Genomic DNA, 15,681 nt, shown 5'->3' with positions numbered 1-15,681 from the left:
GGGCCGCGCGCCCTCCCCGGCCGTGCTTGACGGCCTGACAACCGAACGCAGTTCGCCGCGTCCGCTCCCTTGACACCCCCGTCCCGACCCACGACTCTTCAACACATCACTCATGGGAGCGCTCCCACACTACCTGACACCTACACGTCCCGCACGTTCCCCGCCCGGGCCGCAGCGCGTACGAACGGCTCCAGCCAATGGAGTCGGCCGGGGGGTCGGCACATCAGGCAACAGGAGGACGCAATGCGCACGAGTACCCGCCGGTCCCACGGGCCGGTGGCCTTCGCGGCCGTCGCCGCGCTGACCACGGGGCTGCTGGCCGGCTGCGCCAACGACTCGGACGACGGCTCGCCGGACGCGACCGGCGGTGGCGGCGGCAAGGGCAGGATCACCCTCACGGTCGGCACCTTCGGCGTCTTCGGCTACCAGCAGGCCGGTCTCTACGACGAGTACATGAAGCTGCACCCGGACATCGCCATCAAGGAGAACGTCACCACCCGCACCGACGTCTACTGGCCGAAGGTCCTCACCCGGCTCCAGGCCGGTTCCGGCACGGACGACATACAGGCGATCGAGGTCGGCAACATCACCGAGGCCGTGCAGACGCAGGCCGCCAAGTTCGTCGACCTCGGCAAGGAGGCCGACAAGTCCCAGTGGCTGGACTGGAAGCTGGCGCAGGCCACCACCAAGGACGGCAAGACGATCGGGCTCGGCACCGACATCGGCCCGATGGCCGTCTGCTACCGCAAGGACCTCTTCCGGAAGGCCGGTCTGGAGACGGACCGCACCAAGCTCGCCGAGCAGTGGAAGGGCGACTGGGCCAAGTACGTCGACCTCGGCAAGCAGTACATGAAGAAGGCGCCCAAGGGCACCAAGTTCATGGACTCGGCGGCCTCGGTCTACAACGCGGCGGTGGGCGGCGCGAGCGAGCGGTACTACGACAAGGACGGCAATGTCGTCTGGGACAAGTCCGAAGGCGTCAAGAAGGCCTGGGACGTCGCCATGACCGCGGCGACGAGCGACATGTCGGCGAAGCTGAAGCAGTTCGACCCGACGTGGGACCAGGGCTTCGCCAACGGCACCTTCGCCACGATCGCCTGCCCGGCGTGGATGATCGGCTACATCGAGCAGAAGTCCGGTGACTCCGGCAAGGGCAAGTGGGACGTGGCGGCGGCGCCGACCGCGGCGAACTGGGGAGGCTCCTTCCTCGGCGTGCCGACGGCGAGCAGGCACCAGAAGGAGGCCATCGCCCTGGCGAAGTGGCTGACCGCGCCCGAGCAGCAGGCGAAGGTCTTCGCCAAGCAGGCCAGCTTCCCCTCCACCCCGTCGGCGTACCCGAGCCTGAAGCCGCAGGCCGACACCACCGCCTACTTCTCCGACGCACCGCTCACCCAGATCTTCTCCGACTCGGCGAAGACCATCCCGGCGCAGTACCTCGGTCCCAAGGACAAGCCGATCGACAGCGCGATCGCCGACGTCGGCATCCTCCAGGTCGAGCAGAAGGGCAAGACCCCGGCCCAGGGCTGGGAGGCGGCCGCCAAGGAGATCAAGGACGTGCTCGGCCAGTGACCAGCTCCCACGAGGCTCTCGCGCACCCCGCGTCGAGCGCCGAGGCCGCGCCCGGCAACCAGCCGGGCGCGGCCCGGGGCGCTCACGGTCGCGGTACGCCGCCAAAGGGCACCGCCTCCTGGCGCAGCCGGCTGTACCGCTGGGACATGAAGGCGTCGCCGTACGTGCTCATCGCCCCCTTCTTCGTCGTCTTCGGGGCCTTCTCACTGGTCCCGCTGCTCTACACGGCCTGGTACTCGCTGCACCACGTGCAGCTGTCCGCGCTGGACCACCAGACCTGGGCGGGCCTGGGCAACTACACGAACCTGTTGTCCTCGGAGTTCTTCTGGAACGCGCTGCAAAACACCTTCTCCATCGGTGTGATCTCGACGGTGCCGCAGCTGCTCGCCGCCCTGTGGCTCGCGCATCTGCTCAACTACCGGCTGCGCGGCTCGACCGCCTGGCGGGTCGTGATGCTCACCCCGTACGCCACCTCGGTGGCCGCGGCGACGCTGGTCTTCACGCTGCTGTACTCCTGGGACGGCGGCATGATCAACTGGCTGCTGCACTTCGTCGGCGTCGACCCGGTCAACTGGCGGGAGTCGGACTGGGGTTCGCAGTTCGCGGTGTCCTCGATCGTGATCTGGCGGTGGACCGGCTACAACGCGCTGATCTATCTCGCGGCGATGCAGGCGATCCCCAGCGATCTGTACGAGTCGGCGGCGCTGGACGGGGCGGGGCGCCGGCAGCAGTTCCGCCATGTGACGGTGCCGATGCTGCGGCCGACGATCCTGTTCACCGTGATCGTCTCCACGATCGGCGCGACGCAGCTCTTCGGTGAGCCCCTGCTGTTCGGCGGGGTCAGCGGCTCCAAGGGCGGCTCCGAGCACCAGTACCAGACGCTCGGCCTGTACATGTACGACCAGGGCTGGATCATCGGCAACCTCGGCAAGGCCTCCGCTATCGCCTGGTCGATGTTCCTGATCCTGGTGATCGTGGCAGTGGTCAACATGCTGCTCTCCCGACGACTGAGGAAGTCCCCATGAGCGCCGGCGATCTGACCTTTCCCCAGGCGCCCGGGGAGGCCGGGGCGAAGACGAAGGCGACGAAGGCGCAGACCGGGGGAGAGCCGGGGACGAGGGCGAAGGCGCGGCCGCGCGGCGGCCGGCGTCTTGGGCGACCCCGGATGACGGGCGCGGGCAGGCAGCTGGACGCGGGCCCGGTCACCTATGCCGTCCTGACCGTCTTCGCGCTCGTCTCGCTGGCGCCGCTGGTGTGGACTGCGGTCGCGGCCTCCCGCACCGACCGGCGGCTCGCCGAGACGCCACCGCCGCTGTGGTTCGGCGGGAACCTGTTCAAGAACCTGCAGGCGGCCTGGGACCAGGCGGGTCTCGGCACCGCGATGTTCAACTCCACGCTGGTGGCCACCACGATCACCGTCAGTACGGTCCTGTTCTCCACGCTCGCCGGGTTCGCCTTCGCCAAGCTGCGGTTCCGGTTCTCCGGCGCACTGCTGCTGCTGACCATCGGCACGATGATGATCCCGCCGCAGCTGGCCGTCGTGCCGCTGTATCTGTGGATGTCCGACCTCGGCTGGTCGAACCGGTTGCAGACCGTCGTCCTGCCGACCCTGGTGACCGCGTTCGGCACGTTCTTCATGCGGCAGTACCTGGTGCAGGCGCTGCCCACCGAACTGATCGAGGCGGCGCGCGTGGACGGCGCGAGCAGTCCCCGGATCCTGTGGCACGTGGTCTTCCCCGCGGCGCGGCCCGCGATGGCCGTGCTCGGATTGCTGACGTTCGTGTTCGCCTGGAACGACTTCCTGTGGCCGATCATCGCGCTCAACCAGCAGAACCCGACCGTCCAGGTCGCGCTCAACTCGCTGGGCACCGGCTATGTCCCCGACCAGGCGGTGATCATGGCCGGTGCCCTGCTCAGCACGCTGCCGCTGCTCATCGCCTTTCTGCTGTTCGGGAAGCAGATCGTGGGCGGGATCATGCAGGGGGCGATCAAGGGCTGACTCTCTCCGCCGCCGCCCGGCGCCCTGCCGGGGGCCGGGTCACCGCGGCCCCGGCCCCTTCACCCCTTCCCCTGCCTCCCCGCCTCTCCTCCCCCTCCCCGACCACCGTCGGCCTCCTCGACCCTCAATGGGAGCGCTTCCATGTCTGAGCCCGCAACGCCCGTGACCTTTCCTCCCGCCTTCCTCTGGGGCGCGGCGACGTCCGCGTACCAGATCGAGGGGGCGGTGCGGGAGGACGGCCGTACGCCCTCCGTCTGGGACACCTTCAGCCATACGCCGGGCAGGACGGCCGACGGCGACACCGGTGACATCGCTGTCGACCACTACCACCGCTACCGCGAGGACGTCGCGCTCATGGCCGAGCTGGGCCTGACGGCGTACCGCTTCTCGGTCTCCTGGTCGCGGGTGCAGCCGACGGGCCGGGGTCCCGCGGTCCAGCGGGGCCTGGACTTCTACCGCCGTCTGGTCGACGAACTGCTCGCCCACGGCATCAAGCCCGCGATCACCCTCTACCACTGGGATCTGCCGCAGGAACTGGAGGACGCCGGCGGCTGGCCGGAGCGGGATGTGGCGTTCCGGTTCGCCGAGTACGCGCGGATCGTGGGCGAGGCACTGGGCGACCGCGTCGAGCAGTGGATCACTCTGAACGAGCCGTGGTGCAGCGCGTTCCTCGGCTACGGCTCCGGGGTGCACGCCCCGGGCCGTACGGACGCGGCGGCGTCACTGCGCGCGGCCCACCATCTGAACCTGGCCCATGGTCTGGGTGCCTCCGCGCTGCGTTCCGTGATGCCGTCCCGCAACACGGTCGCGGTGAGCCTCAACTCCTCGGTGGTGCGTACCGTGTCGCAGGACCCGGCTGACCTGGCGGCGGGCCGGAAGATCGACGACCTGGCGAACGGCGTCTTCCACGGCCCGATGCTGCACGGGGCGTACCCCGAGACGCTGCTCGCGGCGACGTCCTCGGTCAGTGACTGGTCGCACGTCCTGGACGGGGACCTGGCGGTCATCAATCAGCCGCTGGACGCGCTCGGGCTCAACTACTACACACCGACGCTCGTGTCCGCGGCCGGGGAGGCGAGCCCGAGCGGCCCGCGGCCCGACGGTCACGGAGCGAGCCCGTACTCGCCCTGGCCGGGAGCGGACGACGTGACCTTCCATCGGACGCCGGGCGAGCGCACGGAGATGGGCTGGACGATCGATCCGTCCGGGCTGTACGAGCTGATCATGCGGTACACGCGGGAGGCGCCCCGGCTGCCGCTGTACGTGACGGAGAACGGCGCGGCGTACGACGACAAGCCGGACCCGGACGGCCGCGTCCACGACCCGGAGCGGATCGCCTACCTGCACGCGCATCTGTCGGCGGTCCGCCGCGCCCTCGCGGACGGCGCCGACGTGCGCGGCTACTACCTGTGGTCCCTGATGGACAACTTCGAGTGGGCGTACGGCTACGGGAAGCGGTTCGGGGCGGTGTACGTGGACTACGCGACGCTGGCCCGCATCCCGAAGTCGAGCGCGCACTGGTACGGCCGGGCGGCCCGGACGGGGACGCTGCCCCCGGTGGACGCCTGACCGGCCCGGGGCGCGGCACGCGACGTGCCGCGCCCCGGGCGGGCGGCCGCTAGTTACGGGCGGCGAACGCCTTCGAGAACGCGAACGGGTCCTGGGTGATCGAGCTGCACGTCGCGTCCGCAGTGGGCTTGGCACCGCCGGCGCAGCTCTTGTCACGGGCGGCCGACCACATCGACAGCGAGCCCAGACCCTTGGACTTGGCGAAGTTCACCAGCTGGGTGGCGTCGTCGACCTTGAAGACCTCGGACGAGACGTCGTTGACGCCGATCATCGGCGTGACCGCGACCGTCTTCCAGGCGGCGCTGTCGGACAGGCCGAGGACGCTCTTGATCTGCGCCTGGGTGGCGGTGGCGGCCTGCTCTGCGTAGGTGCCCATGTCTCCGCTGTACGCGGGGCCGTAGTCCATCGCCATGATGTTGACGGCGGAGATCCTCACACCGTTCGACTTTGCGTCGGCCAGCAGGTTCACGCCGTCCTGGGTCAGGCCCTCGGGCATCACCGGGAGGGTGAACGAGACGTCCAGGCCGGGGTGCTGCTGCTGGAGCTTGGCGATGGCCTGCGCCCTGCGCGTGTTCGCGGCAGCGTTCGGCAGCGCGCCGCCCTCGACGTCGAAGTCGACCTTGGTGAGCTTGTAGGCGTCCACGGCCTTCCCGTACGCCGCCGCGAGCGCGTCCGCGGAAGAGCATGTGGTCGCCAGTTCCGAACCGGAGGCGCCGCCGAAGGAGACGCGTACGTCGCCTCCCTTGGCGCGCAGGTCGCCGATCTGCGCGGCCACCGCGTCGCTGCCGATGGCCGTGACGCCGCCCCACTTGGGCGTGCAGCCGCCGCCGTCGGTGACGAAGGCCAGGTTGTAGTCCTTGACGCCCGTGGCGTTCGCGGAGGCGAGCAGGTCGAAGGCCGGGAAGAGGGATGTGTCGACGTACGGGGCGAAGCCGGCGCCGGTCGTCGTGCCGCCGGTGGTCCGGGAGGGGGACGGGGTGACCGGGGAGGTCGGGGTCGGCTCGGCGGTCGCCGTCGCGGTGGACGTCGGCCTGGACGTGGGCGTCGAAGACGGCGTCGGCGTCGCGGTCCTGGTGGGACGGCCGCTCGGCTCCGGTGTCGCGCCGTCGTCCGCCGAGCACTTCGCTCCGTCTATGAGACAGCCGGTCGGATCGCCCGCTCCGTTCACCACGAAGCCCACGGTCACCGACTCGCCCGCGGTGAGTCCGTCCTTGTCCCAGGACGGCGGCCGCACGGTGACGTGCCGTCCGTTCACCGTGGACGTGCCGTTCCACAGCGAGCTGAGCCTGGCGCCGGAGGGCAGGTCGAACTGGAGCGTCCAGTCGTCCTTGGCCTGACCGCTGTCGTTCGTGACGACGTACTGCGCGGTGTATCCCGTCGACCACTCGCTGGTCTTCGTGTACACGGCGCCGACCCCGGCGGCGTGCGCGGTGCCGGTGATCAGGATCGCCCCGCCGCCGACGACGGAGGCGGTGACGATGCCACCGATCACCTTGTTCCTGCCGCTGATCCTGCGCCGGTGCGTACTGCTCATCGCGTGCCTGCCTTCGCTGCTCACTGGGGGGTGGATGCGGCAGCACGCTAGCGAGCCGGAATCGGTCAAAACGCCGCTTCCGGGCGGGCGTTGAGGATCTTAGGGTGCGCTTAAGGGAGGGATCGGGGACGGTTAAAGGTAGAGACCAATCTCCCGGATCGGCGGCGTCGCACCGACCCCCGGTGCCCCCGGCGCACCGGGGCCCGGCCGTCCAGCTGGAACCAGATCCGCACCTCCGTGCCGCCCAGCACCGACGAGCCGATCCGTACGTCCCCGCCGGTCGACTCGGCGAGCCGGCGCACGATGTCCAGGCCGAGGCCCGTCGAGCCGTCGCTGCCCGAACCGCGGCCGCGGGCCATCGCCGCGTCCGGGTCGGCGATGCCCGGCCCGGCGTCGGAGACCAGCACGATCACCGCGTCCTCGCCGTTGTGCACGTCGACCGCGAACGCCGTGCCCTCCGCGGTGTGCCGGAAGACGTTTCCGAGCAGTGCGTCGAGCGCGGCCGCGAGGTCGGCGCGGGCCACGGGTATCCGTACCGGACGGTCGATCCCGGCCACCCGCCACTTGCGGCCCTCGTCCTCGGCGAGCGCCGACCAGAACTCCATCCGTTCGCGGACCACTTCGGCGGCGTCGCACCCGGCGCCCGGGCCCGCCGCCACGGTCTGCGGCTTGGCCTCCCGGGCCGTGCGGATGATCGTGTCGACCTCGCGTTCCAGCTGTGCCACGGCCGTTCGTGTCTGTTCGGCGGCCGGTCCCTCGCCGAGCGACGCCGCGTTCAGCCGCAGCACGGTCAGCGGGGTGCGCAGCCGGTGGGACAGGTCCGCCGCCAGCTCCCGCTCGTTGGCCAGCAGCTGTACGACCTGGTCGGCCATCGAGTTGAACGCGGCCGCCGCCAGGCGCAGTTCGGTGGGCCCTTCCTCCCGGACGCGCGCCCCGAGCTTCCCCTCCCCCAGCTCGTGCGCACCCTCCACCAGACGCTGCGCGGGCTGCACCATCCGCACACCGAGCCGGTCGGCGACCGCCACCGACCCGACGATCAGCGCGATGCCGACCCCGGCGAGCACCGCCCAGGCCGTGCCGACTCCGTTGGACACGTCGGACTCGGGCACGTACACCTCGACCACGGCGATCGCACCGGAGCTGAGCGCGGTGGGCTGGAGCAGTGCGGAGCCGCCCGGGACCTCGGTGGTGGAGGCCCTGCCCAGCCGGCGTGTGGTCTCGATGTCCTCGGCCGCGGCGCGTCGGCGGCCGATGTCGGCCGCCTTCGTGCCGTCGCCCGCCGGTATGTGCACCGCGATCCCGTCGTCGGAGCCCGCCGAGGCCACGACCCGCTCCAGCTCGTCCCTGTCGGTGGTGATGGAGAGCGCGGGCGCGATCGCGGCGGCCTGCCGTTCCGCGTTCGAGAAGGCCCGGTCGCGGGCCATCTCCTTGATGACCAGCCCGAGCGGGACGGCGAAGGCGACCACCACCATCGTGGTGACCGCCACGCACACCTTGACCAGGGCCCACCTCATGCCGACGGCTCCGTCCTCGGCGGTTCCAGCTTCACTCCGACGCCCCTGAGGGTGTGCAGATAGCGGGGCCTGGCCGCGGTCTCGCCCAGCTTGCGCCGGAGCCAGGAGAGATGGACGTCGATGGTCTGGTCGTCCCCGTACGACTGCTGCCACACCTCGGCGAGCAGCTCCCGGCGCGGGACGACCACGCCGGGCCTGCCGGCGAGGAAGGCGAGCAGGTCGAACTCACGGCGGGTCAGGTCGAGGCGCATACCGTCCAGTTCGGCGTGGCGGCGCAGGGGGTCGATGGCCAGGCCGCCGACCCGGATGACCGTCGGCGACGCGGCGTCCGTGGCGACGGCGCGGGAGCGGCGCAGCACGGCCGCGATCCGCGCCGACAGGTGCTCGACGGAGAACGGCTTGGTCAGATAGTCGTCCGCGCCCGCGTTGAGCAGGCGGACGATCTCCGTCTCGTCGTCCCGCGCGGTGGCGATGATCACCGGCACGTCGGTGATGCCGCGCAGCATCTTCAGCGCCTCGGACCCGTCCAGGTCGGGCAGTCCGAGGTCGAGGATCACGACGTCGAAGGAGAGATGGGCGACCTCGCGCAACGCCTCCAGTGCGGTGCCGACACTGCGCACGGTGTGCCCGGCGTCGGTCAGGTGCCTGATGAGCGCCGAGCGTACGAACTGGTCGTCCTCCACCACGAGCACACTTGCCATGGGCGGCACCGTACGCCATACGGGGGAGCCCGGCCGGGGCCTGTGGACAACTCCTGTGGGCCAACGAGACAAACGGAACTGTGTGCGACCCGTGAGACGCGGGTGGGACGCGTGAGGCAGTATGGCCGGGATGCTGAGAGGACTCGTACACGTACTGGCGTGGTCGCTCGCCACGGGCGCGGCGGTCACGCTGTCGTGGTGGGGTGTCCACACGGTCATGGCGGGGACCGCGTACGACCCGCCGCGCGCCCTGCCCATCACGGCGGGCGGTGCCACGGCACAGGGAGCGGCGGCCCCGCTGACGTCGTCGACGGAGCGGCCCGAGGCGTCGGTGAGTCACGGCGGGAAGCCGGCGACGAGCCCGAGGCCGACCCCCTCTAAGACGGCCGGCGCCCGTCCCGGCCCCTCCGCACACGCCACCCCGTCCTCGCCGTCGACCGCCGCGTCCTCCTCGTCCTCCTCGGGCCGGGTGAAGAGCTACGACACCGACGGCGGACGCGCGGTCTTCGACCTCGGGCAGACGTCGGCGACGCTGGTGTCGGCCACGCCCGGGGCGGGCTGGTCGATGCAGGTGTGGAAGACGGAGTCGTGGATCCGGGTGGAGTTCAGTTCGGGTGCCGACCGGGTGTCGGTGTTCTGCACCTGGCACGACGGTCCGCCCCATGTGGAGATCGGGAACTACTAGCCGGCCGAGCACCGGCCGCCCGTGGGGACCCGCGGCAGGCGCCCGCCGGCGGTCAGCGGAACACCGAGGGCGGCGGCGCCGGTGACGCCACCGCCGCCGCGTCGGTGACCGCCGCCGCACCACCGGTGAAGTCGGTCAGGGCCCTGCCGTGCTCCACGCGCGCGGGGTGCGGGTCCGAGGCGGCGCGGCGGGTCAGTTCGGCGACCGGCAGCGGATGCGCTGAGGCGACCAGGACGGCGTTGCCGAAGCGCTTTCCCCGCAGGACAGCCGGGTCGGCGACCAGCGCGACCTCGGAAAAGACGACCGCCGCGGTCGATATCTGGCCGCGCAGATGGGCCAGCGGCGGGCCGTCGGCGAGGTTGGCGGCGTACAGGCCGCCGTCCTTCAGCGCCCTGCGGACCTCGCCGAGGAACTCGACGGAGGTGAGATGCGCCGGGGTGCGCGCCCCGCTGAACACGTCCACGATGACCAGGTCCGCCCAGCCGTCGGGTATCTTCGCGAGCCCTTCTCGGGCGTCCGTGGAACGCACCCGTATCCGGGCGTTCGGGTCCAACGGCAGAGCGCGCCGCACGAGTTGGACGAGTGCCGCGTCACGCTCGACGACCTGCTGGGTGGAGCGGGGGCGGGTGGCGGCGGTGTAGCGGGCGAGGGTGAACGCACCGCCGCCGAGGTGCACGGCCTGCACCGGACGGCCGGGCTGGGCGGCCAGGTCGATGATGTGGCCGAGGCGGCGCTGGTACTCGAAGGCGAGGTGGGCCGGGTCGTCGAGGTCGACGTGCGACTGCGGGGCGCCGTCGATGAGGAGGGTCCAGGCGCGTGCCCGGTCCCGGTCGGGTACGAGCTGGGCGAGCCCGCCGTCGACCGCCTCGACCACGGCCTCGGCCGCCTGCCCGCGCCGCGTGTTCCGTGACCTGCCCATCCCGCCATTATCGGGGGAACGACAGGTGGCGGCCGCTCGGGGCCGGTGGCCGCCGCGGCGGGATTCCGCGGTGTCCGCGAGCGCTCACCGACAGTTGTCCGCGGCCTCGATCAGCCGGGCCGCCTCACCGAGCGCCTCGCGCAGCACCGCCGGGTCCGTGGCCAGTTCCACATCGCCGGGCGGGAGCAGCCAGCCGGTGCCCTCGGTCTGGGGCTGCTCGGCGAAGAGGCTCAGGCCCTTCCCGTCCGTCTGTGTGCAGGTGCTGCCCGGGACGTCCCATCCGTCCGCCGTGCCCGGGGGGACCAGGAAGCCGAGGGTGTCGCCGCCGTCGTGCAGGACGGGGCCGACGCAGTCGCCCGCGCCGCGGCGGAGGATGTCGACCGCCTCGAGTCCCTGCCGGGCCGGGACGGTCACGAGGTCGGGAGCCCGGTGCGGCGGTGCGCCGCACTCCGGCGTCGGCACGGACCGTGCGGCCGACGACTGTTCACGGAACTCGGTGCTCTGCCTGGTCTGCATCCCGGCCTCCAACGGAACCCCTCCTCGACGCTGAGTTGGGTCGGGAGTTCGGGCGGCTCCCGGTCCACAGCGTTCAACGCGGGGGAACGTCAACGGCAACGGCACAACACCGCCGTTAAGGATGGCAGTTCATGGCAGATCGCGCATGAGATATCCGGTTTGTAGCCAAACCGTGCGTGACGGCACCCGCGAGGCAGGTACTTTCTTGCACCGCCGGACACAGGGAGCCAACGGGCACCACACGGACAAGCCATCCTGAAACCGGCATGGTTCGACGGTTCGCAAGAGAGGGCCCGGCCATGAGTTCGTCCCAGTCCCCCCGGCCACCGCGGCCGAACCTCGCCTTCCGGCAACTGCGCGGACAGCGCTCGCCCGGCGAGTTCGCCGCGGCGGTACGGCGCGCCGCACGCGAGATCGGCGAAAGGGTCAGCTGTGACGCTCGTTACATCGGCCGGGTGGAGGCCGGTGAGATCCGCTGCCCCAACTACGCCTACGAACGCGTGTTCCTGCACATGTTCCCCGGTCGCACGCTCGCGGACCTGGGGTTCGCACCCCGCTCGTCGGTACGCGGCCGGGGGGCGCGCACCGGCGACGAGGCGCCCCCCACGCGCCCCGGCAGCTACTCCGGTGCCCCCGGTGAGACCCCGAGGGCATGTGAGACGTATGACATGCGGGACACCCGAGCCATCCACGAGACACACGAGTCGTACGGCACAGGCCCGGACGACGAACAGAACCACGAGGAGAGCGACGTGCGGCGTCGCGCATTCATGACCGGAGGCACCGCCACCGTGGCGGCCGCCTCCCTGGGCCCGTTCGGGCTCACCTTCGGCGGCTCGGCAGCGGCCGCCGAACGTCCCGTCCACCGTGCGGGCACATCCGAGGCGGGCGCACTCGAGGAGGCCGTTCGCAGAATCAGACTGCTCGACGACCGGCACGGCGCGGACGGCCTCTACCGGCGCGCGGCGGCCCCCCTGCGGACCGCGTACGCGCTGCTCGATGCGGGCACGTCCCGGCAGGCGGTCACGGAACGGCTGTACGCGGGTGCCGGAGAACTGGCCATCTCGGTGGGGTGGCTGGCGCACGACTCGGGCCGCTTCGACGACGCACGCTCGCACTACGCGGAGGCGTTGGCCACCGCCCGGATGTCCGGGGACCCGGCCCTGGAGGCGCACGCCTTCTGCAACACCGCGTTCCTCGCCCGCGACGCGGGCCGGCCCCGGGAGGCCGTACGGGCGGCACAGGCGGCGCAGCGTGCCGCCCGGCCGCTCGGCTCACACCGCCTGATGTCGCTGCTCGCGCTGCGGGAGGCGGGCGGCTGGGCGGGGCTCGCGGACCGGGCGGGCTGCGAACAGGCGCTGGCCCGGGCGCAGGCCCTGTTCGAGCGAGGGACGTCGGACGCGGACCCCGAGTGGATGACCTTCTACGGAGAGGCCGAGCTCGAGGGACTCGAGGCGCAGTGCTGGTCGACGCTGGGCGACTGGCCGCGCGCCGCCCGGCACGCGCGGCGCGCGGCGCATCTGCAGGATCCGCACTTCAGCCGGAACATCGCGCTGTACACCGCGGAGCTCGCCGACGATCTGGCCCGGGGCGGACGCCCCGACGAGGCGGCCGAGGCGGGCCTGCGCGTACTGGACCTCCTGGACCAGGTCCAGTCGTCCAGGGTCCTGACCATGCTGGCGGGCACGGCGAGGGTGCTGCTGCCACACCGGCGGGCATCGGGTGTCTCGGCCTTCCTCGACCGGCACGCGAGCCTGCCGCGCACGGCGTGAGAGACCGCCACCGCACCGCCCGGCGCGGTGGCACCCTCGGAAGACCCACACTCCCGGCCCCGCGCGGCCGCACCCTGCGTCCGCCCCAACCCGCAGTCCGTGAGGCCGCGCGGCCCAACCCGCAATCCGTGGGTCCGCACGACCCAACCCGCAATCCGTGAGGCCGCACGACCCAACCCGCAATCCGTGAGGCCGCACGACCCGACCCGCAATCCGTGAGGCCGTGAGTCCGCGCGGTCTAACCCCCAGTCCGCGCGGCCGCATCCTCAGTCCCGCGCGGACGTGCCGTGGGACGCGCCCCGCTAGACCGTCAGATGGCCGCGGTCGTTCCAGGACTCGATCGCCGGCTCCCCGTACGCCCAGCCCAGCACCGACAACGACGTGGGGTTGAGCCTGATGCGTGCCGCGAAGTCCAAGGGCAGGCCCAGCCAGCGCGCTCCTATGGAGCGCAGGATGTGGCCGTGGGCGAAGACCAGGACGTCACGGTCCGCCGCGCGGGCCCAGGCGACGACCTCGTCCGCACGCGCGGAGACCTCGGACAGGCTCTCCCCCTCCGGCACACCGTCGCGCCAGATCAGCCAGCCCGGCCGGATCGCCTGGATCTCGGCTGGCGTCATCCCCTCGTACGCCCCGTAGTCCCACTCCATCAGCGTGTCCCAGGTGCTCGCCCGCTCGCCGAATCCGGCCAGCTCACACGTCTCACGCGCGCGTGCCAGCGGACTCGTGCGCACCTCGACACCGGGCAGCCCGTCGAACGGCGCCCGGTGCAGCCGCTCGCCCAGGAGCTTGGCGCCCCGTCGCCCCTCCTCCAGAAGCGGCACATCGGTCCTGCCGGTGTGCTTGCCGGACAGCGACCATGCCGTCTGTCCGTGCCGGGCCAGCAGGATGCGCGGTGCCATGGGGAACCTTTCCGGGAGAAATCAACAGGGGGATCACTCCATCATGTCCCACTCCGCCCCGGGCAACCCGGGGGGCGATCCTTGCGTCTTTGAGGGCCGGGGCGCCCCGACGGGGCGCAAAGCGGACGCCGTAGGGTGGCACGACCGGCCCGTCGGGTGCCGCAGCAGAGCAAGGGGGAGGGCGAATCGGATGCCGCAGGCCGAGATACCAGGCACCGGGCAGGTCCGCCCTGCCCGGCTGCGCTGGTGGACCGAACTGCCCCTGATCCTCCTGGTGTACGCCTCGTACTCCGCCGGCCGGCTCCTCGCCCGCGGTGACGTCTCCGACGCCGTCGATCACGGCCTGGCGATCCTGCGGCTGGAGAAGCAGCTCCACATCGACGCCGAGCACCCGCTGAACCGTTTCCTGACCCGTGAGGCGTGGATCGGGATACCGGCCGACTTCTGGTACGCCTCGCTGCACTATCTGGTGACGCCGGTACTCCTGGTGTGGGTCTTCAGGCGTCACGCGGAGCACTACCGGGCGGTCCGCACCTGGCTGATGACGTCCACGTTCATCGGCCTGATCGGCTTCACGCTGCTGCCCACCTGCCCGCCCCGCCTGCTCTCCGGGAGCCACGGCTTCGTCGACACCATGGCCCAGTACAGCTCGTACGGCTGGTGGGGCGGCCAGGCGAGCGCGCCGCGGGGCCTGGGCGGCATGACCAACCAGTACGCGGCGATGCCGAGCCTGCACGTCGGCTGGGCGCTGTGGTGCGGCGTGATGCTGTGGCGGCACGGCCGCACGCGCTGGGCGAAGGCGGCGGGTGTCGCCTATCCGCTGCTGACCGCGCTCGTCGTGATGGGCACCGCGAACCACTACCTCCTCGACGCGGTCGCGGGCGTCGCCGTCATGGGCGCAGGCCTTGTGGCGGCACGGCCACTCATGCGGGCGGTGGACACGGTCAGGACCCGGCTGCGGGCCCGGTCCGCGCCGGTCACAGCTGCCCCGCGGGCCTCGGGTTCCTCGATTGTCAGTGGCGGATGCCAGACTTCGACGGGTGAGCGAATTCCCCGACAGCGCATCTCCCGCACCGGGCCCCGAGCCGAGCCGGGTACCTCCCCCGCGGAGGCGGGGGACGGCGCTCCGGCACCAACTCGCTGAGCTGCGCGGCGCCGTACCGCCCAAGGCGCTCGACGCGCGCGCCCTCGCCGCGCTCGCCGCGAACCCGGGGTGCCGGCGGCGCGCGCTCCTGGACGGGGCGGGGGTGGACAAGGCGGTGCTGGCGGGCGCCCTCGGTGCGCCGTCGGCGTTCGGGCAGTCGCAGTTCGCCTTCATGCGGGGCAACGCCTTCGAGGCCCGGGTCAAGGCGGACGGCGGCGCCGAGCTGCTCCGGCTGGTGCACGAGAAGCTGGACCCGGCCGCCGCGGCACCGGACGGTGCCCTTGTCCCCGACCTCGCCGCGGTCGGCCCGGAGGGCCGCACCGCCCGTACGGCACTGGCGCTGCGCGAGGCCACCGAGGCGGGCACCTGGGCGCTGCTCGACCATCCGATGCTCGCCCTGGACGTGGCGGGCTCCCCCGCGTTCCTCGAGCCGGACGCGGTGGTCGTCCACCCCGACGGCAGCTGGACCGTCGTGGAGATCAAGTCGTTCCCGCTGCTCGACGGTTCGGCGGACCCGGCGAAGGTCGGGGCCGCCGCCCGCCAGGCCGCGGTCTATGTGCTGGCGCTGGAGGAGGTCGCCGCCCGGCTCGGCGCGGAGCCGCAGGGGCGCGACGGTGTCGAGGGGGTGAGCGCGCGGAGGCCCGGAGGGTCGAGCACGGTCGTCCCCTCGACGCCGGCTGAGGCGCTCCGGAGGCGGAGCGCAGAAGGCGGCGCGGAGCCGCAGGGGCGCGACGGTGTCGAGGGGGTGAGCGCGCGGAGGCCCGGAGGGTCGAGCACGGTCGCCCCCTCGACGCCGGCTGAGGCGCTCCGGAGGCGGAGCGCAGAAGGCGGCGCGGAGCCGCAGGGGCGCGACGGTGTCG

Annotated in this window: 13 protein-coding genes and 1 pseudogene; 8 read left to right on the top strand and 6 right to left on the bottom strand. The window is 72.0% G+C overall.

What is annotated here, in order from left to right; translation table 11 throughout:
- Positions 1-243: 243 nt before the first annotated feature.
- The 4 genes from LZ604_RS14530 (at position 244) to LZ604_RS14515 (ending at position 5,137) form a co-directional block, all read left to right on the top strand.
- On the top strand, positions 244-1,569 hold the full coding sequence (locus tag LZ604_RS14530) for an ABC transporter substrate-binding protein (RefSeq protein WP_234515506.1): 1,326 nt from the start codon (positions 244-246) through the stop codon (positions 1,567-1,569).
- Positions 1,566-2,594, top strand: coding sequence for a carbohydrate ABC transporter permease (locus LZ604_RS14525; protein ID WP_234515505.1), 1,029 nt, complete (start codon positions 1,566-1,568; stop codon positions 2,592-2,594). Before LZ604_RS14530 ends, LZ604_RS14525 begins: the two co-directional genes overlap by 4 nt.
- 140 nt (positions 2,595-2,734) lie before the next feature.
- Entirely contained in the window at positions 2,735-3,568 is an 834-nt protein-coding gene (locus LZ604_RS14520; protein ID WP_234515671.1) for a carbohydrate ABC transporter permease, read from the top strand.
- 141 nt (positions 3,569-3,709) lie between these two features.
- Positions 3,710-5,137, top strand: a complete 1,428-nt coding sequence (locus tag LZ604_RS14515) for a GH1 family beta-glucosidase (protein WP_234515504.1) — start codon at positions 3,710-3,712, stop codon at positions 5,135-5,137.
- 49 nt (positions 5,138-5,186) lie between these two features.
- Here the strand turns inward: LZ604_RS14515 and LZ604_RS14510 are convergent, their stop codons facing one another.
- The 3 genes from LZ604_RS14510 to LZ604_RS14500 all read right to left on the bottom strand — a co-directional run bounded on the left by LZ604_RS14510 (position 5,187) and on the right by LZ604_RS14500 (position 8,886).
- Positions 5,187-6,671, bottom strand: a complete 1,485-nt coding sequence (locus tag LZ604_RS14510) for a glycoside hydrolase family 18 protein (protein ID WP_234515503.1) — start codon at positions 6,669-6,671, stop codon at positions 5,187-5,189.
- A 110-nt stretch (positions 6,672-6,781) separates the two neighbouring features.
- The gene (locus LZ604_RS14505; RefSeq protein WP_234515502.1) at positions 6,782-8,185 is read right to left on the bottom strand and encodes a sensor histidine kinase; all 1,404 of its coding nucleotides are present in this window, start codon (positions 8,183-8,185) and stop codon (positions 6,782-6,784) included.
- Positions 8,182-8,886 (bottom strand): response regulator transcription factor, encoded by a 705-nt coding sequence (locus LZ604_RS14500; protein ID WP_234515501.1) that lies wholly within the window; start codon positions 8,884-8,886, stop codon positions 8,182-8,184. The genes LZ604_RS14505 and LZ604_RS14500 overlap by 4 nt, the downstream gene beginning before the upstream one ends.
- Before the next feature lie 130 nt (positions 8,887-9,016).
- Here LZ604_RS14500 and LZ604_RS14495 point away from each other — a divergent pair, with 130 nt between their 5' ends.
- Entirely contained in the window at positions 9,017-9,571 is a 555-nt protein-coding gene (locus LZ604_RS14495) for a hypothetical protein (protein WP_234515500.1), read from the top strand.
- A 52-nt stretch (positions 9,572-9,623) separates the two neighbouring features.
- On the opposite strand, the gene LZ604_RS14490 is transcribed toward LZ604_RS14495, so the two are convergent.
- Together LZ604_RS14490 and LZ604_RS14485 are read right to left on the bottom strand one after the other, a co-directional pair.
- Positions 9,624-10,490 carry a spermidine synthase gene (locus LZ604_RS14490; protein WP_234515499.1) on the bottom strand — a complete coding sequence of 289 codons (867 nt, stop codon included), beginning with the start codon at positions 10,488-10,490 and terminating at the stop codon, positions 9,624-9,626.
- Positions 10,491-10,574: 84 nt separating this feature from the next.
- Positions 10,575-11,006: a hypothetical protein gene (locus LZ604_RS14485; protein WP_234515498.1), complete on the bottom strand. Its 432-nt coding sequence runs from the start codon at positions 11,004-11,006 to the stop codon at positions 10,575-10,577.
- A 299-nt stretch (positions 11,007-11,305) separates the two neighbouring features.
- On the opposite strand from LZ604_RS14485, the gene LZ604_RS14480 reads away from it, so the two are divergent.
- Positions 11,306-12,778 carry an NsdA family TPR-like regulatory protein gene (locus LZ604_RS14480; protein WP_234515497.1) on the top strand — a complete coding sequence of 491 codons (1,473 nt, stop codon included), beginning with the start codon at positions 11,306-11,308 and terminating at the stop codon, positions 12,776-12,778.
- A gap of 302 nt (positions 12,779-13,080) precedes the next feature.
- Here the strand turns inward: LZ604_RS14480 and LZ604_RS14475 are convergent, their stop codons facing one another.
- A complete protein-coding gene (locus LZ604_RS14475; protein WP_234515496.1) occupies positions 13,081-13,677 on the bottom strand; it encodes a histidine phosphatase family protein in 597 nt (198 codons plus the stop codon).
- Between the two features lie 190 nt (positions 13,678-13,867).
- Between LZ604_RS14475 and LZ604_RS14470 the strand changes: the two genes are divergently transcribed.
- Together LZ604_RS14470 and LZ604_RS14465 are read left to right on the top strand one after the other, a co-directional pair.
- Entirely contained in the window at positions 13,868-14,821 is a 954-nt protein-coding gene (locus LZ604_RS14470; RefSeq protein WP_234515495.1) for a phosphatase PAP2 family protein, read from the top strand.
- Positions 14,718-15,681: pseudogene (locus LZ604_RS14465) on the top strand (hypothetical protein); the annotation flags it as partial. The gene LZ604_RS14470 and the pseudogene LZ604_RS14465, both read left to right, overlap by 104 nt.

The organism is Streptomyces glomeratus, assembly GCF_021462825.1.
Taxonomy (GTDB): Bacteria; Actinomycetota; Actinomycetes; order Streptomycetales; family Streptomycetaceae; genus Streptomyces; species Streptomyces glomeratus.
Note: the sequence above shows the minus strand (reverse complement) of the source record. Positions and strands in the feature narration are given on the sequence as shown.